This is a genomic window from Ruegeria sp. HKCCD6428, from assembly GCF_013110595.1.
In the GTDB taxonomy this organism is placed as follows: Bacteria; Pseudomonadota; Alphaproteobacteria; order Rhodobacterales; family Rhodobacteraceae; genus Ruegeria.
Map to the genome: position 1 here is coordinate 646,846 of NZ_WVQX01000002.1, position 22,063 is coordinate 668,908.

The following is a 22,063-nucleotide window of genomic DNA, read 5'->3' on the forward strand; positions in this document are numbered from 1 at the left end:
GGAGATCACCTATGGCTAAACATTCTTCATTTTCGAGACGCTCTGTGTTGAAAGGCGCAGGTGCCGCGGCACTTGCGGCACCCCTTTACAGCAAGAGCGCTCTGGCGTCGTCGGGCGAAATCAACATTCTGATGTGGTCGGACTACCTGCCGCCCAGCTTCATCGAAGAGTTTGAGACGCTTACTGGAATCAAGGTGAACTATACCGGCATCGGCTCGAACGAAGAGATCATCAACAAGATGAAGGCCACCAAGGGCCAGGGTTTTGATATCGTTTCACCGACCAACAACCGGTCGTTGCAGTGGGAACCGCTTGAGCTGCTCCAGCCCTTCGACATGAACCGGGTTCCGATCGATCTGGTGAACCCTGCCATGGCCAAGATTGGTACTGATGCGTGGAACTTTGGCGATTCAGGTGCGCACTGGCTGCCGCATATTTGGGGTACGGAAGGTATCGCTTACCGTACTGACCTGTGGCTGCCGGATGGTGATGCGCCGTCCTATGGCGACGTGTGGTCGGAAGCGAACGCCGGGAAAACCATGGGCCGCGCGCATTCCATGATGCTGGGTGCCGGCCTTTATATGGAACGCGCTGGCGAGATGGAGCCGGGTTCGGTCTGGGCGGCATATGGTGATGAAGACACCATGCGTAAGGTTTGGGGCCAGATCACCGATTGGTGCGTTGCACGCAAGGACCGCATCAAATTGATCTGGAACGACGCCGACACACAGAAGAACGGTCTTTTGAACGAAGGCGTTATTGTTGGCCAAACCTGGGACGGCCCACCCCTTGCACTGAAATCCGCAGGCGAGCCAGTACACTATCAGGCGCCTGTCGAAGGTGCGATGGCTTGGGTGGATGGTATATCCATGCCGACTGGTGCCGCGAATATCGATCAGGTTTACGCTTTCATCGACTTTGCCTATCAGGCCAAGCCGGCCGGTGTTGCCATTGACAGTCACGGCTACAACTCGCCGGTATTGGGCGCCGACCAGTATTCTGGCGACACCTACAAGAAGAACTTTGCCGAGGCCTATCCGGGCGACTCGCTGGCCAATCTCAATCCGTGGCCGGCAGAAGCGCCGTGGTATGCTGAAACCCGGACCGAGTTCGTCAACAAGTTCAAGAGCGCTTAAGCGTTCCGAACCTTCGCTCTCCGCATCCTGCGGGGGGCACCCATCTGCGCGCCGTCCCGGCGTGGCGGACACTAATACTGTGTGGTGACAACACGCACCTCAGGGAGAAACCAAAAATGAGTGCAGGGGTCGGAGTCGATCTGGAAAACCTGTGGATCCGTTTCGGCGACTTCGTCGCTGTGCGCGATGCAAACGTCAACATCAACGGGGGCGATTTCTTTTCTTTCCTCGGGCCATCGGGCTGCGGAAAAACAACCATTCTGAGGGCAGTGTCCGGCTTTCTTGAACCAAGCGAAGGCAACGTCCTGATTGGTGGCAACAATATGCGTGGCATCGGGCCCAACAAGCGTCCGACGGCGCTGATCTTTCAGAACCTCGCATTGTTCCCGCTGATGAAGGTCTGGGAAAACATCACGTTTTCCATGGAAATCAAAGGGGCCAGTGCTGCCGAACGCCGCAGGCGCGCCGATGAGCTTCTGGACATGATTGCGTTACCGGGGCAGGGGGACAAGCTGCCAAGCGAATTGTCAGGCGGTCAACGTCAGCGTGTTGCGATTGCCCGGGCACTCTGCGCTGAGCCAGACGTGTTGTTACTAGACGAGCCCCTTTCGGCACTTGACCTGAAACTGCGCCAGCACATGCGGACCGAGTTGCGTGAAATTCAGCAGCGTGTGGGCATTACCTTCATCTACATCACGCACGACCAGGGCGAAGCGCTGACCATGTCAGACAATATCGCCGTCATGCGTGCCGGTGTGATTGATCAAATCGCCGACGGGAAGACGATTTACAACGATCCCAACACGGCTTTTGCTGCCTCTTTTGTCGGCGAAAACAATGTGTTCCGAGGAAAAGTCAAACAGGTGATGGGCACCGAAGCTTTGATCTCGACCAACCGCTCGGGTGATCTGGTGGCACGGATTTCGACGGCCAATCAGGGCAAGATGAAAGAAGGTGATGACGCGATGATGTTCATCCGTCCCGAGGCCTTTGCAATTGCCCCCGATGGCGCAACGGGTGATCACTTCGTCACTGCCCGGGTCAATCATGAAGAGTTCGAAGGAAACGCATTCAATATCTTTACCGAGGGTGAAGGCGGCAAGGAAATCAAGGTCTCGATCCCCAACCACGGGCAGTCTTTCGACGATCACACCGGGCAGAACATCACGCTGGAATACGAAACGCACAATGCCGTCGTTGTTCCTGCCGGTGAACTGGCCGCAGAATAAGGGGATGAACTCATGCCCCATTTTCTGAAGGAATTCTTCAACCGCAACGGAACCGGTATGGGTTTGGCGATCCTGGGCCTGGTTCTGTTCTGGACCATCGGCCTGATCATCCTGCCGCAGCTTTCGATGCTGGATTTCTCGTTCCGTCCGAACCTTCCGCCGCCAGAGATTGGCGGGCCGAAGGACGTCTATACGCTGGAGAACTACAAGTATCTGATATACGGCCCCGAAGGTGGCAGCCAGGACTACAACACGGTTGACCTGCGGGTGTTCTTCCGCACCCTCGTGGCGGCGGTTTGCGTCACGATTTTCAACCTGATCATCTGCTATCCGATCGCCTACTATCTGGGGCAATCCGAAGGCAGCCATATCCGCATCTTCGCGATCATGCTGATCATTCCTTACTGGATCAACGAGATTCTGCGCGCCTTTGCGTTGCGCATTATCTTTGGTGAAACCGGCGTTTTGAACACGCTGTTCGTGGGACTGGGGATCTGGGATGTGCCGTTCGACTTCATCCGGAACGATATCGCGCTCTATGCCGGTTTGGGCTATGCCTATATCCTGCTGATGATCTTCCCGATGTACAACGTCATAGAAAGCTTGGATAAAAATCAGATCGAAGCAGCGCGAGACCTTGGTGCGCCGTGGTGGCGGATACATTGGCGTGTGGTCATTCCCTATGCCAAGCCGGGTATCAGTTCGGGCTGTACCATGGTGTTCATGCTGTCTGCCGGTGCGTTGGCTGCACCGCAAATTCTGGGCGGGCCGTCGTCGCTGTGGTTCACGCAGCTGATCTATCAGCAGTTCAACGATAACAACGACTGGCCGCAAGGGGCTGCTTACGCGATCGTCCTGCTGGTGACCTGTATCCTGTTCGTGCTGGCCATGATGCGCCTGTTCAAAGTGAACATGGGGGATATCGGGAAATGAACAATTCCTTCCTCCGTATAAGCATCTGGGTCTATCTGGCGCTCTTCTTCCTGTATCTGCTGGGTCCGCTTGTGATCATGTCGATCACCGCGTTCAACTCGTCCGGCTTCCCACGGATGAGCCCGTGGGAATGCCTGACCTTCCAGTGGTTTGGTGAGTTGTTTCAGGATCAGCGAATCCTGAACGGTATCAAGAACTCACTGATCATCGGGATCGGCACGGTCATCCTGTCAGTCGCCATGGGTCTGGCGGGTGCACTGATGCTGACCCAGATCTGGCCAAAGCTGCGGGCGACTTACTACACGATCATCATCGCTCCGATCCTGATCCCCGGCGTGGTTCTGGGTATCTCGACGCTGGTGTTCTGGGACCGGATCAACCGGATGTTGGGACTGGGGGCGGACAGCTTCCTGTCGAATGGCATCTTCCTGACGGTGATCGGCCAATCCACCTTTATCGCCAGCTACTGCATGCTGGTGTTGGTGGCACGCTTGCAGCGCTACGACATGGCGCTGACCGAAGCGGCGCTGGACCTTGGGGCCAGCCACGCGCAGGCCTTCCGCAAGATCCTGTTGCCGTTCATGCGCCCGGCGATTGCATCGGCAGCGGTTTTGGCGTTCCTCGCATCGTTCGAGAATTACAACACCACCACCTTCACCTTCGGTGAATACCCGACGTTGACGATCGAGCTGGCCCAAAAGGTCCGTTATGGCATCACACCCGCGATCTCGGCACTGGCCTTCATCATCGTGGCGCTGACGGTGTTCTTCGCTCTGCTGAACGAAGCCAAGCTGAAGCGTCAGGAACTGGTGGCAGCGGCGCGCAAGAACGCGACGGTTGAGGAACTGGCCGGCAAGATCAAATTGCCCAGCTTCTTTTCCGGCAACATGGCAGCGGTTCTGTTGGTTGTATTTGCAGTCGCGACGATCACGGTTGTCGGCACTGCGGCCACCTACAATCCGGCGCAGTGTATCGCCGATATCCGCGAGCAGAAGAAGTTGGAAGCGGAACAGCGTATTCAGGAGTTGCGCAAACAGCGTGAGGAACGCCGCAAGCAACGCGAAGCTGAAGAAGCGGAACAGGGCGGTGCGCAGTCCACTCCAAAACCGACGAACAACAGCGGCTTTGGCAATGTATTCGCGCCGAACTCTTTAGGGGGCGAGGAAAGCGAAGGCGCAGATGGTGGGTCTGAATCTGAAAGCGCTCCGTCCAACAACAGTGGTTTCGGCGGGGTGTTTGACCCCAACAGCCTGCAAAGCGACGAATAGCGGCGCAGGTTCGTAACCTCGGCACCCGCCCGGACTGACCTCAGGTCTGTTCGGGCGGTTTGCGTTTCAGGATTTTGACGTCACAGCCTTCGACGGTGAGCCCGTTCCATTCCACCGGTCCTGCGTTGTAGTTGATCAGGAAGTCATGATTGGCCGTCTCGCGCAGTCGCAGGCCTTGCGGCATCGTGCGCAATGTCAAATCTGCTTCTTCCGCGGCCATGGCTATCACACGGTCCCAAAGGTCCTCATCCGGGAAACCTGCCAAGTACCAAATACCGTCCCCTGCCTTTAGGGCAGATGTTCCGTCTTCAAAACTCAGCAGGTCTTTGGCCGTTCCTGACAATCGGTCGATCCAATGCCGCGCCGCGCCACCACCCTTGACCGCGCGTTCAACCGTGGGCGGCAGAGTTTCGACCAGATCAACATCGCAATCGATCCTGCTCAGACCGGGTCTGCCCTTTTCAGGAATTTGAAAATCACGGGTGATCGCACCACTGCGTGGCCCCAGAATGGCAAGATCGCATCTCTCTGCCAGGCGGTGTTCCAATTCAGGATCCATTGTGGCCAAACCAGGTGCAAGGATCACCGAGTAATCGGCGGGAATGTCCTTCGCCGAAACAAAGTCTACCGACAGACCGGCCCGTCGCAGTGCGCGATAAGCCGAAAAAACCAATCGGAAATAGTCAAATCCCGCGCCTTGTGGTTGTGTTGCCCACGCCCAGTCCGAGGCATAATCGAACAAAATGGCCACTTTGGCCTGTATCTGTTGCACCGCACCCAAATTGTTTAGGTCATCTGCGGTCTGGCGGGCCTCTGCCAGTGCAGCAGCAGGGTGATTGTTCGACGTCAGCAAGCCGGCATGCATTTGCTCTTGCGCAAACGGGGCTTGCCGCCATCGGAAGTAACTCACCACCTCGGCACCATGAGCCACGGCTTCCACAGACCAAAGCCGCACCATTCCGGGCAGGGGTGCCGGATTATACGGTGCCCAATTCACCGGGCCGGGTTGTTGTTCCATCACCCACCAACGGCCGCGTCCGACCGCCCGGTAGAGATCATGATGAAACGCCTGCATGTCCGGGTCGCCCTGTTGCAGATAGGCGGTCTTGTGCGCGTCGTCGCCTTCCAGCCGGTCCGACAGAAAACCGATCGGATAACTGTCCCAGGTGGCGATATCCAGATCCGCGCCAACTTTGAAATGGTCGAAGTCCAGAATACGGCCCATGTAATTGTGCAAGAGCGGCGCATCGGTCAACGGCCGCAGCGTATCCACCTGTGCTTTGTTGAAAGCCGCGACCTGATCCGAACTGAAGCGCCGGAATGCCAGTACATGAGCCGGGTTCGGCTCGGTCACGGTTTGATTGGGCAGGTCGATTTCGCTGAAGTTGCGATATTCCATCGACCAGAACACATTGCCCCACGCCCGGTTCAGCGTTTCAATTGTTCCGTACCGTTCGGCCAGCCAATGGCGAAACGCCTGTTGGGCAGCAGCGCTGTAGCTGAGAGTGGTGTCGTGACACCCATATTCATTGTCAATCTGCCACGCGACCACATGCGGGTTCTTACCGTACCGTTCACCCAATATCCGCGCGATGCGGGTAGATTCGTCGATATAGCTTTGATGGCTAAAACAGTAATGCCGCCGTGATCCGAACTTGCGCGGGTTGCCATTTTCATCGGCAGCCAGCATGTCCGGGTGTTTGTCCAACATCCAGCGCGGCGGCGTTGCGGTTGGCGTGCCCAGCACGACCTTCAATCCGGCTGCTCCGAGTGTCTCAATCGCGCGATCCAGCCATTCGAATTTAAAAACGCCGGATTGCGGCTCGATGCGGCTCCACGCGAACTCGCCAATGCGCACCCATGTCAGGCCTGTTTCGACCATTTGCGCGGCATCGTCGGCCCACATCGCCTCTGGCCAATGTTCAGGATAATAACAAACGCCCAGTTCCGGCTTCATAAGATGACCTTGTGTTCTGCCTGGCCCTGACCTGCGTTTCGTGCGGCAAAGGTCATGCCGTTGGTCGGTTGGCTGTATATTGCTTCTGCGCTTAATCCCTGACGGGCCGTTGTGCAGAAAAGCGTATTCAGTTCATCGCCCCCGAAAGCGGGACATGACGTATGGGATGCGTCAAATGCAACGGCCTTCAGAAACATGCCGTCGGCCGTGTATGCCGCAATCCGGCTGGCACCCCATTGTGCAATCCAGATATTCCCCTGGGCATCGATGACCGCACCATCCGGGTTCAGACCTTCTTTGCGCAAATCCAGAAAAACTGCGCTGTCGCCTTCCGGCCAACCGGTTTCGGCGTTCAGACGCCAGCGCCTGACTTGTTTCGTTGCGGTGTCACAGAAATAGGCCACCGAACGATCGGGGGCAAAACAGATCGCGTTTGAGATTGTTACATCTGGAACCAATCGCCTCAACTCGCCTCTCCAGAAGCGATAGATTGATCCGGCGCCGGGTTCCGCCTGCTTGCCCATTGTACCGATCCAAAACCCACCCCACGGATCGGCGCGGCCATCGTTTGAACGGGTGACGGGGTTGTCGGCTTCCAGAGGCGTGATCAAGTTCCGCTTTCCGGATTGCAAATCAAAACGCCACAGCCCCGTTTCCGACGCCATAAGAAGCGTATCGCGATCCACCCAGCCCGCGGCGGAGACATGTTCATCGAAGCTCCAGCTTTTGGGCATTCCCCGCTCGCGGGTCATCATGCGCTTGCCGATGATATCGAACCAGAAAAGCTGACGCCTTTCAGGATGCCACAACGGGCCTTCGCCCAACTCGCAGGGGCGGTCGTCAAAGATGATGCTCATCCGGCGGCCTCGTCATAGGCCGTAACGATATGCCGGGCGCGCTCGGCGATTTCGGCGACATCCATTCCGGGTTTGAAAAGTGCAGAGCCTATCCCAAAGCCATCTGCGCCCGCTTTGATCCATTGCCCGAAATTGTCGGGTCCGGCACCGCCAACAGCAAAAACAAGCGAGCCTATGGGCAAAACTGGTCGTAAGGCGGCCAAACCCGCCGGACCAGCCATCACCCCGGGGAACAGCTTCAAACCGGTGGCACCGGCCTTGAGGGCCGCAAAAGCTTCGGTTGGGGTGTAAACCCCCGGCCAGCTTTGCAGGCCCAACGCGACGGAACGCTTGATGACCTCGGCGTCATAGTTGGGCGATACGATCAACTTGCCTCCGGCGACCGACACAGCGTCCACCTGATCGACTGTCAAAACAGTGCCCGCGCCGATCAGGGCCTGGTTTCCAAACGCATCAACCAAAGTGCCGATACTGTCGAGCGGATCCGGAGAATTGAGTGGCACTTCGATCCGGTCGATGCCGGCATCGATAATGGCGCGGCCAACGGCTTTGGCTTCGTGTGGTTGCAAGCCACGCAATATGGCGATGATGGGACGGCTCATGCGGTTTGCCTTGTCATGTTTCGGGCCAGCGCAAGTCCGGCCAGAGTTGCCTCGGTGGCGTTTGCGGTTTCCACGAATGCGCCCTGCCGTTGCAGGGCTGTTGCATATGTCTGCGACACGCCTTCTGCTCCGATAATGGCCAGTTGCTGCCCCAGCCAATAGGGCCGTGTCGCGGCCAGTTCGGCCCCGATCAACATTCCGGAAAGGCGCGCACGCGCGGTGGCTTTGGCCTGACCTTGCAGCAAGTCTGCCGCTCGCAAGTTAAAGAGACGCGCAGCCAATTGTTCGGGCTTTGATAACGTATCCGCAACCGCCTCGGCGAAGGCGTCTTCGTCCCAGCCCGGGCCTACAGAGTGCCGCAGCACGGACTGACCACATAGCAAGTCGAACAACTCACCCGTCATGAAGGTACGAAAGCTTACAACCTCGCCAGCGCTTACCTGAACCCATTTCGTGTGGGTTCCGGGCAGGCAGATAACGCCGTCCCAATTCTGGCGCGCGCCCAGAAACCCGGCAATCTGGGTTTCCTCACCCCGCATCACATCCGGCGGAGTTGTCTGTTTCAGACCGGGTATGACAAAGGCCCGAATGCGCGGGTCTGATCCGGGTACGCGGATAGGGACATCCGGCAAGGGGTCCGAGGGCACGGTCGAATAAGGGGCTTCCACCCAGCCCTGGCGTGCGCCGACCATTCCGCAAGCGACCACATCCACCGGCGCGCCGGGCAACCAGTTTTCGATCAAATCCAGCAGTGCGGCTTGAAACCCGTCAGGCCCGACATGCGCCATGCCCTTGTCGGATTGCGCATGGTCCAGCGCAGTCGAACCCTGCATGGCCCAGGCCCGTAAATGAGATGTTCCCCAGTCGACGGCGATCCATTCAGTATTCATAACATCACCCCGAAACCACAACGCCGCCATCAACAGCCATACATTGCCCGGTCATCGCATGGCTGGCCCTGGACGCCAGAAAAAGTGTTGGTGCTATCATATCCTCTGGCTTCAGGTGCTCTTTCAGACATTGCCGGTCCAAATGGGCCGCCAGATCCTCGGGTGTGGCCCATTTATCCAACTGTTTTTGCGTCAGAACCCAGCCAGGGGCCAGAGCGTTTACGCGGATTTTCCTAGGCCCTAGTTCTCGTGCCAATGACCGTGTCATCCCCGTGATCCCGGCATTCGAGGTCGTATAGATCGGATAGCCAGCATTGCCCATCATGTAACTGATCGAGCTGAAATTGATGATCGACCCGCCATCTTTCATTTGCCGGGCGGCTTCCTGACACGCGAAATAATAGGCTTTCAGGTTCACCTCGATCATCCAGTCCCAGAATTCCGTCGTGGTTTCCTCAAGCGTATGACGTTGGTCGTTGGCTGCATTGTTCACCAAGACGTTCAAAGGGCCATGAGCCTCGACAGCTTTGGCCATCGTCGCGTGCAGCAGTTCGGTATCCGTCATGTCGCCTTGCAGGAACAGCGGCGCGCGGCCGTGCTTGTCGCGCATCTCTTCGACAAACCCGCTGGCATCCGACCGACCAATGAAGGCCACATTGGCCCCCTGTGCCATGAATCCATCTGTCAGCGCCGCACCAACGCCCGAGCCACCGCCAGTGATATAGACGGAGGCCCCGTTGAGATCGTGGAATGTAGCTGGTTGGGTCATCAGTGGCTCTCTCTGGTCACGAGGCGGGTGTCTTTGCCAACAAGAAAATCCAGATCCGCCCCCTGATCCGCTTGCAGTACGTGGTCGATGTAAAGTTTTGCATATCCGCGTGTGTAGTGCGGATCATCCGGTTGCCACGCTGCGCGGCGGGCGTTCAGTTCGTTTTCGTCCACAAGCAGTTCCAGCTCGCCGCTGCTGGCTGAAACACGGATGCGGTCTCCGGTTTTGACCAGCGCCAGCGTGCCACCCGCCTGTGCTTCGGGGCTGACATGCAAAATGACGGTGCCATAGGCTGTTCCCGACATGCGGGCATCCGAGATCCGGATCATGTCTCGTACACCCTCTTTCACCAATTTCGCCGGAATTGGCATGTTGCCGACCTCGGGCATGCCCGGATACCCTTTGGGGCCACACCCTTTGAGCACTAGGATGCTCTTGGCCGTGACCGGCAGGTCTTCACGGTCGATATTGGCCTTCAGTTCTTCGATGTTGTCGAACACGAAAGCCTCGCCCTCGGTTTCAAGAAGCGCGTCAGTGGCCGCCGAAGGCTTGACGATGGCCCCATTCGGCGCAAGGTTGCCGCGTAGGACACGCAGGCCCGCAGCGGGCTTTACAGGATCATCGAAGGGACGGATGACGTCGGTATCGAAACACTCGGCTCCTTCGAAGTGAGCCGAGATATCCTTGTTCAGAACCGTCTTTGCCGGGCGCAGGAACGATTTGAGTTCATTCAGTACAACCGGCATGCCGCCTGCGTAGCAGAAGTCTTCCATCAGGTATTTGCCCGACGGCATGCAGTTGACCAGCAGTGGTATTTCGGATCCGATTTCAAAGTCTTTGAGGGTCAAGTCAACCCCGACACGCCCCGCCAGCGCCAGCAGGTGAACCACCGCATTGGTCGAGCCTCCTACGGCGGCATTGGCGAGGATGGCGTTCTCAAACGCCTCTTTGGTCAGGATGTCCGAGGGCTTGAGGTCTTCGTCGACCATTTCGACGATGCGCCGGCCGGTCATGTGCGCCAGCGCCATGCGGCGGGCGTCGACCGCCGGAAGCGCGGCATTGGTGGGCAGGCTCATGCCCATCGCCTCGACCAGCGACGCCATGGTGGACGCGGTGCCCATGGTCATGCAGACGCCAGCGCTGCGCGACATGCCGGACTCGGCGTTCATGAAGTCCTGCAACGTCATTTCGCCGGCCCTAACCGCTTCGGAAAATTTCCAGACATCGGTGCCGGATCCGATATCCTGCCCGCGGTATTTACCGTTCAGCATCGGGCCTGAACTGACGACGATCGAAGGCAGATCGACTGACGCCGCCCCCATCAACTGCCCCGGCGTGGTCTTGTCGCAGCCGCCCAACAGAACGACCCCGTCAATACCATAGGCGCGGATCGATTCCTCGACATCCATGGCCAGCAGGTTGCGGAACAGCATCGCAGTGGGTTTCATCTGGGTTTCGCCCAGCGACATGACGGGGAATTCTACTGGAAAGCCGCCCGCCTCCCACACGCCGCGTTTTACGCCCTCGGCCAGATCGCGCAGGCCCGAGTTGCAGGGGGTCAGTTCCGACCAGGTGTTGCAGATGCCAATTATGGGTCGTCCATCAAAAGCGTGGTCAGGAAAGCCCTGGTTTTTCATCCACGACCGGTGGATGAAGCCATCCTTGTCGAGTTTTCCATACCAATGTTGTGAGCGGCGTTTTGTCATTTCTGGCTTTGTTTTTCTTGGCGGCAGTTGGATCTGAGTATTTGTGAAAAGATGAAGATCAGGCGGCGCGGGCCGGGCGGCACCAGTCGGGCAGCCAATCGTTGTGGGCTGTCAGCAGATCCGTGACAAGGTTGCGGATCTGGCGCAGGTCCAGTTCGGCGGCGGTGTGCGGATCCATCATCGCGGCGTGATAGATATATTGGGGGTTCTGTTCTGTCAGGGCCCGAACAGTCAGTTCCTGTACGTTGATCTGGGTGCGCATCAGGGCAATCAACTGCGGCGGGATGTCGGTCACGACAGAAGGCTGTACGCCGTTGCTGTCCACCAGGCAGGGGGTTTCGACCGCCGCGCCCATGGGCAGTTGCGGGATCTGGCCGGTATTGGGCAGGTTGCCATAGGCCATGTAGGGCGTGTTCGTAACGATCGCGTTCATCAGGTCGGCCGCGAATTCGTGGCTGCGCGTGACATCGATATTGCGCCCGTCGGTCAGGGTCTTGGCCTGTTCCTTCCACATCTCGACCTGCTCGACGCAGCGGGTGGGGTATTCGTCCAGCGGGATGGAGAATTCCTCGATCAGGTCCTGTCGCCCGTCCTTGATGAACCACGGCACGTATTCGGCCAGGTGTTCCGAGCTTTCTGTGCAGAAATAGCCCAGGTGATCCATCACCTCGTACCGCACCTTGTTGGGGCAGCGCGGCATCAGCAGCGGTGCCTTCGGGAATTTCCCCGTCTGATAGCCCTGGCGCAGTGCCGGATACAGGTCGCGACCTTGATGTTCCAGTTTCAGAAAGAATGCGACGTGATTGACGCCCGCGACTTTGTAGCGGAACTCATCCTTTGGCAGATCCAGATCGTGGGCCAGTTCCTCGACTGTATTTTGAACCGAGTGACAAAGACCCACATGTTTCAGGGTCGGGAAGCGTTCGGCCAGTGCCCAGGTGTTGATGGCCATCGGATTTACGTATTGTAGCAATGTCGCGTTCGGACAGAGTTGCATCATGTCCCCTGCGACATCCCAAAGCACCGGAACCGTGCGCAGGCCTCGCATGATCCCTCCGACGCCCAGCGTATCAGCGATGGTTTGACGCAAGCCATACTGCTTGGGGATCTCGAAATCGGTGATCGTGCAGGGCTTGTATCCCCCCACCTGAAACGCGGTGATGACGAAATCGGCCCCGTCCAGCGCCGCGCGGCGGTCGGTATGGGTCGAGACTGTCGCCCCGGCCCCGACCGAGCGGATCATGGAGCGCGCAACTGCTTCGCTTTCCGCAAGGCGCTGGGGGTCGATATCCATAAGCGCAAAGTGACTGTCGGCCAGTGCAGGGGTTAACAGAGCATCCCCAACGATGTTCTGCATGAAAATTGTGGACCCGGCACCGATAAAGGTTATTTTGGTCATTTCACAGCTCCGAGGGTCAAACCCGCAATGAAGTGTTTCTGCATCAGGAAGAACATGGCCACCGGTGGCAGAGCCGCCACGATGGAGCCCGCGCTCATCAATTGATAAGCGGCGCGGAATTGTGCGTTGAAACTGGTGATTCCGGCAGTTACAGGCTGGCTTTCTGCGCCTTGCGTCAGGACGACGGCCCAGAAATAGTCGTTCCAGATGAAGGTGAAGATCAGCACGCTGAGCGCGGCGATCGCGGGCTTCATCAGCGGCAGGACCACGTACCAGAAGATGCGCCATTCGCTGATACCCTCGACCCGTGCGGCCTCGATCAGTTCAAAGGGCAGGGCGCGGATGAAGTTGCGCATGAACAGGGTGCAGAACCCGGTCTGAAATGCGATGTGGAACAGGACCAGCCCGGTCTTGGTGTTGTAGAGCCCAAGTTGCAGGGTCAGGTCGCGCACCGGCACCATCAGGATCTGGAAGGGCACGAAATTCCCGGCCACGAACATGAAAAAGATCCAGAGGTTCGACTTGAACTTGTAGATGCCAAGCGCGAAGCCGGTCATGCAACTGAGGGCCACCGCTCCGATCACGGTAGGGACGGTGATCATAAATGAATTCAGCAGGTATCGCGGCATGTCCGAATTGAAGAACACCTGACCATAGTTGAAGGCGCCCTCAAAGCTGGACGGCATCCCCCAGTAATTCGCGTTGGTGAAGTCAGCAGCAGGTTTTACCGAGAAAAGAGCAACCGCCAGCAGGGGCCCCAGCCACAACAGAAGGGCCAATGGAAGCATGGCTTGATACGTGATCTGCGCCGCGCGGGGTTGTTTTTCGATGGGTTTGGGAAACATCTTAGCGCCCCTTCTCTTCACGGTACATCGACCACAGGAAGTAGGCGATGAAGCACAACATGATCAGGAATAGGATCACGGCGATGGCCGCGCCATAGCCCATGCGGAAGCCATATTCGGACAGCGCGACCTCGAACATGTAATAGGCCAGCACGCGGGAGGATCCGAAAGGTCCGCCTTGTGTCATGATCGAGATCAGGTCGAAAGATCGCAGTGCGCCGATGATGGTCACGACAAACGCGATAAAGGTTGCAGGTCGCAGTTGCGGGATAATGATGTGCCAGAGCATCTTCCAGCCCTTGGCCCCGTCCAGGCGTCCTGCTTCGATTTGTTCCGGGTCTACAGCGTTCAGGCCGGTAAGGTACAGGATCATGCAATAGGCGGTTTGTGGCCAGAGGCCGGCGAAGATGATGCCATAGGTCACGAAACGCTCATCGCCCAACACGTTTACCGGGCCGAGGCCGAAGAAGCCGAGGAATTCGTTCAGCAACCCGAAGGTCGGATCGTAGAACCAGGTGAACACGAGCCCCACCACGACCTGAGAAATCACGAAGGGAAAGAAAAACAGGGACTTATACAGGCGGATGCCCCAAACGGTCTGATTCAGGAACAGGGCGATGAACAAACCTGCCGGAATCGCAGCCAGGTAAAGGATCAGCCAGATCAGGTTGTTTTTCATCGAGATGTAGAAAGCATCCCGATCCACCCACTCCCAATAAAGGTCTTCGTAGTTACGAAAGCCAACGTATTCGGCAGCGCCCAGGCCGTCCCACTCGTAAAGAGACAGGTTGAAGGACTGGAATACCGGGATAATCACATAGACCAAAAAGAACAGCATCCCGGGGGCCAGAAACAGCCAGGGTGCGATGCGTTGTTGGTTGCGATGGAACCAGCTTTCCTGTTCTGAGGCGTCGGCAGCAACTGTCATGGGAAACTCGGGTCTGTTGGAGCAAGGCGAGTCGGAACCCGCCCTACGATTCAAAGGAGCGTGGGCCGGGCTTTGGCCCGACCCTTGCCTAGTCAGTTATCGTAAATACGCGCGCGCGCGCGCTCGAGTTTGGCCAGTATCCGGTCCAAGTTGTCGGGTTTGACCATGAATTCCTGGAAACCTTCCATGGACACTTTGGCCATTTCCGCAGGCGCGTCGCGGTCCCAGAACTGGGCTACCCCACCGGGGCTGTTGGACGAAAGCATTTCAAAGCCCTGTTGCAGGAACTTGTCGTCATCCACAGCGGATTGCGCGTTGACCGGCAATTGGCCGAGATTCGCGCCGTTGTTGATTTCGGTCTGTTCATCAGCAGAGACCACGAAACGCAGGAATTCGCGCGCAGCTTCCTTGTTCGAAGCATTGGCCGGGATGTGGAACGTGTCGGTCGGGGCGTCTTCGGCCAGCTCAACATCGGGATTGATCGCGACGAACTGGTAGAAATCCAGCTGGTCATCTGTCAGGCCCGCGTCGCGCAACGGCGCCACTGCGAAGTTGCCCATCAGATAGGCTGCTGCCTCACCATTGACCATGAAGGGCAGGGCTTCCTGCCAGCTATATGTCTGGTGATTGTCGATGAAGGCGCCCATGTCGATCAACTGTCTCCAGTTGGCGAAAGTCTGTTTTACCCGGTCATCTTCCCAGCTGACTTCGCCGTTGGCGAGTTGCTGGTGGAAGTCGAAACCATTGGTCCGCATGTTCAGATAATCAAACCAGCCACCGGCGGTCCAAAGGAACTTGGTGCCAATAGTATAGCAGGCCCGTCCGGAATCGACGATTTTCTGGCAGTTGGACAGTTCTTCTTCCCAAGTGGTCGGCTCGCTCAAACCCAGTTCATCAAAGATATCTTTGCGATAGTAGACACCCCACTGATAGTAGGTATAGGGCACGCCCCATTGCTTGCCGTCGATTGTCAACGCGCCCTTGGTCGAAGCGAGGTTGTCGGCGATCTCAGGCTCTGCCCACAAGTCCGACACATCCTCGAACAGACCCGCCTCGACATATGGTTTCATGCGGTTGGCCGCGTACCATGTGGCCACGTCCGGGGTGTCAGCTGTCAGGAAATTTCGAATCTGCGTCTTGTACGCCTCGCGGTCGATAACGGTTGTTTCGATTTCCAACCCCGGATGCTGTGCCCCAAAACGCTCGATCATCGCCTCCATCGTCGCGCGTGGCGCCGGGTTCGATGTGTCCAGAAAAATCCGCAGATCTCCGGTGAGTTCCGCAGCAGCTGGCGCCGCCATCGCGACACCAAGCGCCAGCGCAGCCGTCGTGCGCTTGAAAGTTGAATACATGGTTTCCTCCCTGTTGGTCTCCTGCAAAGTTCCAAATAATGAAACCTTGTTTTATATATTGAAAACTACACATCGACTCGGTTACTGTTGTCAAGACCCTCGTGAGGATGGCGAGGGATAATCGGAGGAGAATGATGGCCCGTGTCAGGTGACGGAACTATAGGCAAAGCATGTAATGTGCTGGATCATGTAGCGTCGTTCGAGCGCCCAGTTCGATTCGCTGAACTTTTGGAAAACAGCGATTTTCCAAAGGCGACCCTGTACCGATTTCTGCAATCCCTGACCAACCAGGGAATGCTGTCTTATGACCGCGACAGGCAGACCTATGCGCCCGGGATGCGGTTGGTTCGGTTGGCCCATGCGGCATGGACGCAAAGCTCATTGGCCCCGATAGCGCGGCCTTTTCTGGATGCCCTCAGCCAAGAAACCGGTGAAACCGTGCATCTGGCGCAGCTTGATTCCAGTCAGGTTCTTTACGTCGACAAACGCAACGCCGCACAACCGATCGAGATGTACTCTCAGGCTGGAAAAGTTGGCCCGGCCTACTGCACGGGGGTCGGCAAGGCGATGCTGGCCTTCTTGGATGAAGATGCGTTGAACAAGGCGGTGTCGCAGCAAAGCTATCACCGATTTACCGACAAAACGCTGACATCCGAAAAGATGTTGCGGACTGATCTTGACAGAATTCGCAGCCGGGGATTTGCCATCGATGATGAAGAGCACGAGCCGGGCATCATTTGCATCGCCTGCCCAGTTCTGACGTCAAACGGTCGGATGCTTGGCGCGATTTCGATAACCGGGTCCACCGAACGTATGGATTTCGATCAACTCGAAGCCTGGGTGCCGCGCCTGCGGCGTGTGGCCGAACAAATTGGAGCCGAGGCACAAGCCTGGCGGTTTCCCGAAACAGGCCCAGGTTCGAAAAACGACAGGATGCTAATGACATGACAGGTGTAACTCTGAATCGGGCAATCAAACGGTACGGTCAGACTCAGGTCATTCATGGGATCGACCTGCAAATCGAAGATGGAGAGTTCTGCGTTTTTGTTGGGCCTTCAGGGTGCGGAAAATCCACGTTGTTGCGGATGATCGCAGGGCTGGAAGAAACCTCGGAAGGTGAGATTCACATTGGATCGCGCGAGGTGACACATATGGATCCAGCCAAGCGCGGCGTGGCGATGGTGTTTCAGACTTATGCGCTTTACCCGCACATGTCAGTGGCCGAAAACATGGGATTTGGCCTGCGCATGAACGGTGTCCCAAAAGCCGAGATCGACCAGAAGGTGCAGGAGGCTTCGAGCATTCTGAAGCTTGATCCCTATCTCAAGCGCAAACCCAAGGCCCTGTCCGGGGGGCAACGGCAAAGGGTTGCGATCGGGCGGGCGATTGTACGCGGGCCCGAGGTTTTTCTGTTTGACGAACCCCTGTCCAACCTGGACGCTGAATTGCGTGTCGAGATGCGCGTCGAAATCGCGCGTCTGCATCAGGAAATCGGTGCAACCATGATCTATGTGACCCATGATCAGGTCGAAGCCATGACGATGGCTGACAAGATTGTGGTGCTGCGCGATGGTCGGATCGAACAGGTCGGCGCCCCGATGGATCTGTACCGTGATCCTGACAACCGGTTTGTTGCAGGTTTCATCGGTTCGCCCGCGATGAACTTTCTCGATTGCGATTATGCCGACGGCCATGTCACTCATCCCGCTTTGGGCCAGCCATTGCCGGTCTCGGCAACCGTTCCTGCCGGAACGGACAAGGTGACGTTGGGGATGCGCCCTGAACATATTCATATCGACCGGTCTGCGGACACCTGCACCGTGGATCTGACCGAAGCGCTTGGGGGTGTATCCTACTCATATTTGCTGACGCCAAATCGTGACAAACTGATTGTCGAAGAGAGGGATGACCAGCGCAGCAAAACCGGCGACCGGATTGGCATATCCATTCAACCTAACCGTGCCATGGTATTTGATCCCGAGACAGGGCAGAGATTTCGGTAATCCTTGGCCGCAACCCGAAAAATTCGTGGGACCAGCCGTGCAGCTTTATGGAAAACATGTGGCGTGACCAGAAGGGAAACGCCAAAGACAGGCGGGCGAAACGTTGAGCTGATGACATCAAAGGCCATCCACGCCCAGCCCGTGGCAAAATGCGCGGGCACAGATGATTGATTCCCAGCGCAACGTGATTTAAGGGAGGCCCTGTCAAAACAGAGTCACCCAGGGGCGGTATCGTGATCGCGCCCCTCCCGCGCCACGCTGAAGTGGCTTCAACTCTTGGATCGCACGCCCCGAAAGGCTTAAAAAGGTAAAAGAATATGGCAGATAAATCGAACTTCGACATATTGTATACCATTGTAGACGAAGCGCCCGAACTGGCCAGCGCCTCGTTCCTGCCCATCATTCGCAAGTTCGCTTCGGCTGCTGGCGTCAGCGTGGGCACCAAGGACATTTCACTGGCCGGGCGCATTCTGGCAGCCTTCCCCGAGAACCTGACGGATGAGCAGCGCGTCTCGGACGATCTGGCGGCATTGGGTGAGCTGGTAAAGACCCCGGACGCCAATGTGATCAAGCTGCCGAACATCTCGGCATCGGTTCCGCAACTGGTGGCCGCCATAGAAGAGTTGCAGTCGCAAGGCTATGATATCCCGGCCTATCCCGAAGAACCTTCGACCGACGAAGAAAAGGCGATCCGTGCGCGTTATGATGCCATCAAAGGCTCGGCCGTGAACCCGGTTCTGCGTGAAGGTAACAGTGACCGCCGTGCGGCGCGGGCTGTCAAAAACTATGCCCGCAACAACCCGCATTCCATGGGCGAATGGACCTCGGACAGCAAAACCAAAGTCTCGTCCATGTCGGGCAACGATTTTTACGCCAATGAGAAATCGGCCACCATCACCGCTGCCCAGGCAGGCGATGCAAGGATCGAGTTTGTCGGCAAAGACGGCAGTGTGACTGTCCTGAAGGACGCGTGGCCGCTGGAAGAAGGCACCGTGGCTGATGCGACCTTCATGTCGGTCAAAGCACTGTCATCCTTCCTTGCAGAGGCCATCGAGGACACCAAGAAAGACGGCACAATGTTCTCGTTGCACCTGAAGGCCACGATGATGAAGGTCTCGGACCCGATCATCTTTGGCTATGCGGTCAAGGCCTGGTTGGCGCCGGTTTTCGAAAAATTCGGTGCGGAACTGGATGCGCTGGGTGTGAATCCGAATTCGGGTCTTGGCGACTTGCTTGAGCGGGTTCAAAACAATGCCGAGATCGTCGCCGCAATAAACGCGATCAAGGCTGATCGTCCATCCATGTATATGGTGGATAGCGACAAGGGCATTACCAACCTGCATGTTCCTTCCGATGTGATCATTGATGCTTCGATGCCAGCGGTGATCCGCGCGGGCGGCAAGGGTTGGGATGAGACCGGTGCCAAGGGTGATACTAATTGCGTCATCCCCGACCGGTGCTATGCAACTGTTTATGATGAAAGCATCAAGTTCTTCAAAGCCAACGGTGCATTGAACCCGGCCACTGCTGGTGCGGTCGCAAACGTTGGCCTTATGGCGCAGAAGGCCGAGGAATACGGCAGCCACCCGACCACCTTCGAGGCACCCGCCGACGGCACAATGCGCATCGTTCTTGCCAATGGTGAGACCTTGCATTCGCACGAGGTCGAAAAGGGTGACATCTGGCGGGCCTGCACCGTCAAGAAGGCGCCGATCGAGAACTGGATCCAACTGGCGATGGACCGTCAGCGCCTGACCGGATCCGAGGCGATCTTCTGGCTGGATGCGAACCGCGCCCATGACGCCGAGCTGATCAAATACGTGGAACCGGCGCTCGAGGCCGCGGGCGTGGCTGACAAGTTCCAGATCATGGCCCCGCGCGAGGCAACGCGCCAGACGCTGGAAACCATCACCGCCGGAAAGGACAGCATCGCCATCACCGGCAACGTGCTGCGTGACTATCTGACCGACCTGTTCCCGATCCTTGAACTGGGCACCTCTGCCAAGATGCTGTCGATCGTCAAGCTTATGAATGGCGGCGGCCTGTTCGAAACCGGGGCAGGGGGCTCGGCACCGAAACACGTGCAGCAATTGGTCGAGGAAAATCACCTGCGCTGGGATTCGATGGGCGAATTCTGCGCGCTTGGGGAATCCCTGAACTTCCTGGCCGACGCCAAAGGAAACGCGAAGGCAGGTGTTCTTGGCGCTGCGGCAGAGGCCGCTACTCAGGGCATTCTAGACAACAACCGGTCGCCAAGTCGAAAAGTCGGCGAACCGGACAACCGCGACAGCCACTACTGGTTCGCGCGCTACTGGGCCGAAGCCTTGGCTGCCCAATCTGACGATGCCGATCTGGCAGCTGAAATGGCACCACTTGCAAAAGCGCTGGCAGACAAAGAAGAGCAGATCTTGTCGGAACTGGCCGCAGTCCAAGGACCGTCGGTGGATTTGGGCGGATACTATCACACTGACCCGGTCAAAACCGCCGCTGTGATGCGCCCCAGCGCTACGCTGAACGCAATCATCGGCTGATCGCCGTCGAACAGGCGGGCGAGTTTCGTCCGACATCAAAACACGAAGGGACCGCCTTTGCGCGGTTCTTTTCATGGAACGCGGGATTGCCAAAAGACCCGCCCCGAACCTTGCGCCTGACGATCTGTTGCTTGCTGTTGCTGCGCCGTTAAAACCTACCTTGTCAGGTTCTATGAACGGCTTGCGCAAAGTGTGCCCGGGAAGCATCTGCGCACCACTTTGGATTTCAGCGCTTGGCCGTCCGCTCGCCAGGCGCAAATTTCGATCGCTTTCCCGAAACTGCGAACAAGGCGGTCAGCAAGGATCGAAAGATCCTGATTTTTGGAAAAAATTTAAGATTTACGGGATTCCCCCAATAGCGCCGATTTTCAGTCCGCGATAGGTATTTGGGGACAAAGAATTTCACTGGTGAGGCCTTAGGGCTATATCACTCACTCAGAAAAATGGCCAGCATTTGGGGTGCTGGCCATTTGCGTATCTGGTTCGCCAAATCCTTGAACAATCCAGCGTGTTCAGGCGCTTACGCGCGAACAGGCCGCCCTTTTGCCCGGCAGGAAACTGGGGGATGGTTTTGATCAGCCAAATCGACGGGTTTGAGCCTCGACAAGCGATGGCTTGATTTGGTCAACGCCTGACGCCGCGACACCTTTGTGCTGCAAATATGACAGACGACGTGCTTCCCTCCGGGCAAGAGCCAGAGATTCCAGAATCAAAGCGCAGACGATGGACAGCATTGTCGCAACAAAACCGGATACTGCGACGACGACAGACGGAATTCTATCGACAAGCCCTGTTTCCAAAAATTCCCGGAATACGGATACAAACACAAAGAGCGAAGGCAAAAACATCAACACGGCCAATGACAGGAAAAACGCAACGGGCTTTTCATCCTTGATCAACAAGCCGATCATTTTGAGAATCCGCCATCCGTCGGAAAACGTTGCCAGCTTGGAGTTCGAATCCGGCAGGCGTGACGAATATCTTGTTTGAACTTCACCGATTGGCATGCGCATCTGCATCGCGTGAACTGTCAGCTCTGTTTCAATCTCGAACCCGTTTGATACTGCGGGGAAGCTTTTGACAAAGCGTCTGCTGAAAACGCGGTAACCCGAAAGCAGGTCGTTGATTTTGCTGTTGAAGAAGAATTTCACAAGCCAACTGAACAACGCGTTGCCAAATTTGTGGCCCCGCCGATAGGCTTCGGTTTCTTCATTCACACGGGCGCCGTTGACCATATCCAGATTCTGCGAAACGAGCAGGTCGATCAATTCCGGCGCCGCCGCGCTGTCATAGGTCGCATCCCCGTCAGCCATAACGTAGACATCCGCGTCAACGTCGGCAAACATACGACGGACCACGTTGCCTTTGCCCTGATATGTTTCGGAATAGACTAGGGCGCCTGCCTCAAGCGCGACCTTGACGGAGTCGTCGGTGGAATTGTTGTCATATACGTAAATCGTTGCGTCGGGCAGGGCCGCACGGAATTGCCGAACGGTTTCACCTATGGCAACGGCCTCGTTGTAGCAGGGCAAGATCACTGCAACGTCCAAATCCGATCTGGTCGCGGACGACGGTGAGTTATTCTGAATATTGAAGGCGCCCTGTATCATATGAAAATCACGCTCTTTCATTGGCATCAATTGAATGATGATCGTGCT

The 22,063-nt window shown here is 57.0% G+C and carries 18 protein-coding genes; 7 read left to right on the forward strand and 11 right to left on the reverse strand.

What is annotated here, in order from left to right:
- Positions 1 to 11 precede the first annotated feature (11 nt).
- The 4 genes from GS620_RS08340 to GS620_RS08355 all read left to right on the forward strand — a co-directional run bounded on the left by GS620_RS08340 (position 12) and on the right by GS620_RS08355 (position 4,566).
- Positions 12 to 1,136, forward strand: a complete 1,125-nt coding sequence (locus tag GS620_RS08340; RefSeq protein ID WP_171615182.1) for an extracellular solute-binding protein — start codon at positions 12 to 14, stop codon at positions 1,134 to 1,136.
- Positions 1,137 to 1,252: 116 nt separating this feature from the next.
- Positions 1,253 to 2,365, forward strand: coding sequence for an ABC transporter ATP-binding protein (locus GS620_RS08345; protein WP_171615184.1), 1,113 nt, complete (start codon positions 1,253 to 1,255; stop codon positions 2,363 to 2,365).
- A 12-nt stretch (positions 2,366 to 2,377) separates the two neighbouring features.
- On the forward strand, positions 2,378 to 3,298 hold the full coding sequence (locus tag GS620_RS08350) for an ABC transporter permease (protein ID WP_171615186.1): 921 nt from the start codon (positions 2,378 to 2,380) through the stop codon (positions 3,296 to 3,298).
- Positions 3,295 to 4,566 carry an ABC transporter permease gene (locus GS620_RS08355; protein ID WP_170345342.1) on the forward strand — a complete coding sequence of 424 codons (1,272 nt, stop codon included), beginning with the start codon at positions 3,295 to 3,297 and terminating at the stop codon, positions 4,564 to 4,566. Before GS620_RS08350 ends, GS620_RS08355 begins: the two co-directional genes overlap by 4 nt.
- A gap of 40 nt (positions 4,567 to 4,606) precedes the next feature.
- On the opposite strand, the gene GS620_RS08360 is transcribed toward GS620_RS08355, so the two are convergent.
- The 10 genes from GS620_RS08360 to GS620_RS08405 all read right to left on the reverse strand — a co-directional run bounded on the left by GS620_RS08360 (position 4,607) and on the right by GS620_RS08405 (position 15,871).
- Complete coding sequence (locus GS620_RS08360; protein WP_171615188.1) at positions 4,607 to 6,523, reverse strand: beta-galactosidase; 1,917 nt, start codon at positions 6,521 to 6,523, stop codon at positions 4,607 to 4,609.
- Positions 6,520 to 7,380, reverse strand: coding sequence for an SMP-30/gluconolactonase/LRE family protein (locus tag GS620_RS08365; RefSeq protein ID WP_171615190.1), 861 nt, complete (start codon positions 7,378 to 7,380; stop codon positions 6,520 to 6,522). Before GS620_RS08365 ends, GS620_RS08360 begins: the two co-directional genes overlap by 4 nt.
- Positions 7,377 to 7,982: a 2-dehydro-3-deoxy-6-phosphogalactonate aldolase gene (locus tag GS620_RS08370; protein ID WP_171615192.1), complete on the reverse strand. Its 606-nt coding sequence runs from the start codon at positions 7,980 to 7,982 to the stop codon at positions 7,377 to 7,379. The genes GS620_RS08365 and GS620_RS08370 overlap by 4 nt, the downstream gene beginning before the upstream one ends.
- Positions 7,979 to 8,872, reverse strand: coding sequence for a 2-dehydro-3-deoxygalactonokinase (locus GS620_RS08375; RefSeq protein WP_171615194.1), 894 nt, complete (start codon positions 8,870 to 8,872; stop codon positions 7,979 to 7,981). Before GS620_RS08375 ends, GS620_RS08370 begins: the two co-directional genes overlap by 4 nt.
- Before the next feature lie 4 nt (positions 8,873 to 8,876).
- Entirely contained in the window at positions 8,877 to 9,641 is a 765-nt protein-coding gene (locus tag GS620_RS08380) for an SDR family NAD(P)-dependent oxidoreductase (RefSeq protein WP_171230436.1), read from the reverse strand.
- Positions 9,641 to 11,347, reverse strand: coding sequence for an IlvD/Edd family dehydratase (locus GS620_RS08385; RefSeq protein ID WP_171615197.1), 1,707 nt, complete (start codon positions 11,345 to 11,347; stop codon positions 9,641 to 9,643). Before GS620_RS08385 ends, GS620_RS08380 begins: the two co-directional genes overlap by 1 nt.
- A gap of 58 nt (positions 11,348 to 11,405) precedes the next feature.
- Positions 11,406 to 12,746, reverse strand: coding sequence for an alpha-glucosidase/alpha-galactosidase (locus tag GS620_RS08390; RefSeq protein WP_171615199.1), 1,341 nt, complete (start codon positions 12,744 to 12,746; stop codon positions 11,406 to 11,408).
- A complete protein-coding gene (locus GS620_RS08395) occupies positions 12,743 to 13,591 on the reverse strand; it encodes a carbohydrate ABC transporter permease (protein ID WP_170345350.1) in 849 nt (282 codons plus the stop codon). The genes GS620_RS08390 and GS620_RS08395 overlap by 4 nt, the downstream gene beginning before the upstream one ends.
- Before the next feature lies 1 nt (position 13,592).
- Entirely contained in the window at positions 13,593 to 14,519 is a 927-nt protein-coding gene (locus GS620_RS08400; protein WP_171119269.1) for a carbohydrate ABC transporter permease, read from the reverse strand.
- Positions 14,520 to 14,611: 92 nt separating this feature from the next.
- Positions 14,612 to 15,871 carry an ABC transporter substrate-binding protein gene (locus GS620_RS08405; RefSeq protein ID WP_171615201.1) on the reverse strand — a complete coding sequence of 420 codons (1,260 nt, stop codon included), beginning with the start codon at positions 15,869 to 15,871 and terminating at the stop codon, positions 14,612 to 14,614.
- Between the two features lie 141 nt (positions 15,872 to 16,012).
- Here GS620_RS08405 and GS620_RS08410 point away from each other — a divergent pair, with 141 nt between their 5' ends.
- The 3 genes from GS620_RS08410 (at position 16,013) to GS620_RS08420 (ending at position 20,405) form a co-directional block, all read left to right on the forward strand.
- Positions 16,013 to 16,819, forward strand: coding sequence for an IclR family transcriptional regulator C-terminal domain-containing protein (locus tag GS620_RS08410; RefSeq protein ID WP_171615203.1), 807 nt, complete (start codon positions 16,013 to 16,015; stop codon positions 16,817 to 16,819).
- Positions 16,816 to 17,874, forward strand: coding sequence for an ABC transporter ATP-binding protein (locus GS620_RS08415; RefSeq protein WP_171615205.1), 1,059 nt, complete (start codon positions 16,816 to 16,818; stop codon positions 17,872 to 17,874). The genes GS620_RS08410 and GS620_RS08415 overlap by 4 nt, the downstream gene beginning before the upstream one ends.
- Before the next feature lie 317 nt (positions 17,875 to 18,191).
- The gene (locus tag GS620_RS08420) at positions 18,192 to 20,405 is read left to right on the forward strand and encodes an NADP-dependent isocitrate dehydrogenase (RefSeq protein ID WP_171615207.1); all 2,214 of its coding nucleotides are present in this window, start codon (positions 18,192 to 18,194) and stop codon (positions 20,403 to 20,405) included.
- Positions 20,406 to 20,980: 575 nt separating this feature from the next.
- On the opposite strand, the gene GS620_RS08425 is transcribed toward GS620_RS08420, so the two are convergent.
- Positions 20,981 to 21,943: a glycosyltransferase family 2 protein gene (locus GS620_RS08425; protein WP_371807874.1), complete on the reverse strand. Its 963-nt coding sequence runs from the start codon at positions 21,941 to 21,943 to the stop codon at positions 20,981 to 20,983.
- Between the last annotated feature and the right edge of the window lie 120 nt (positions 21,944 to 22,063).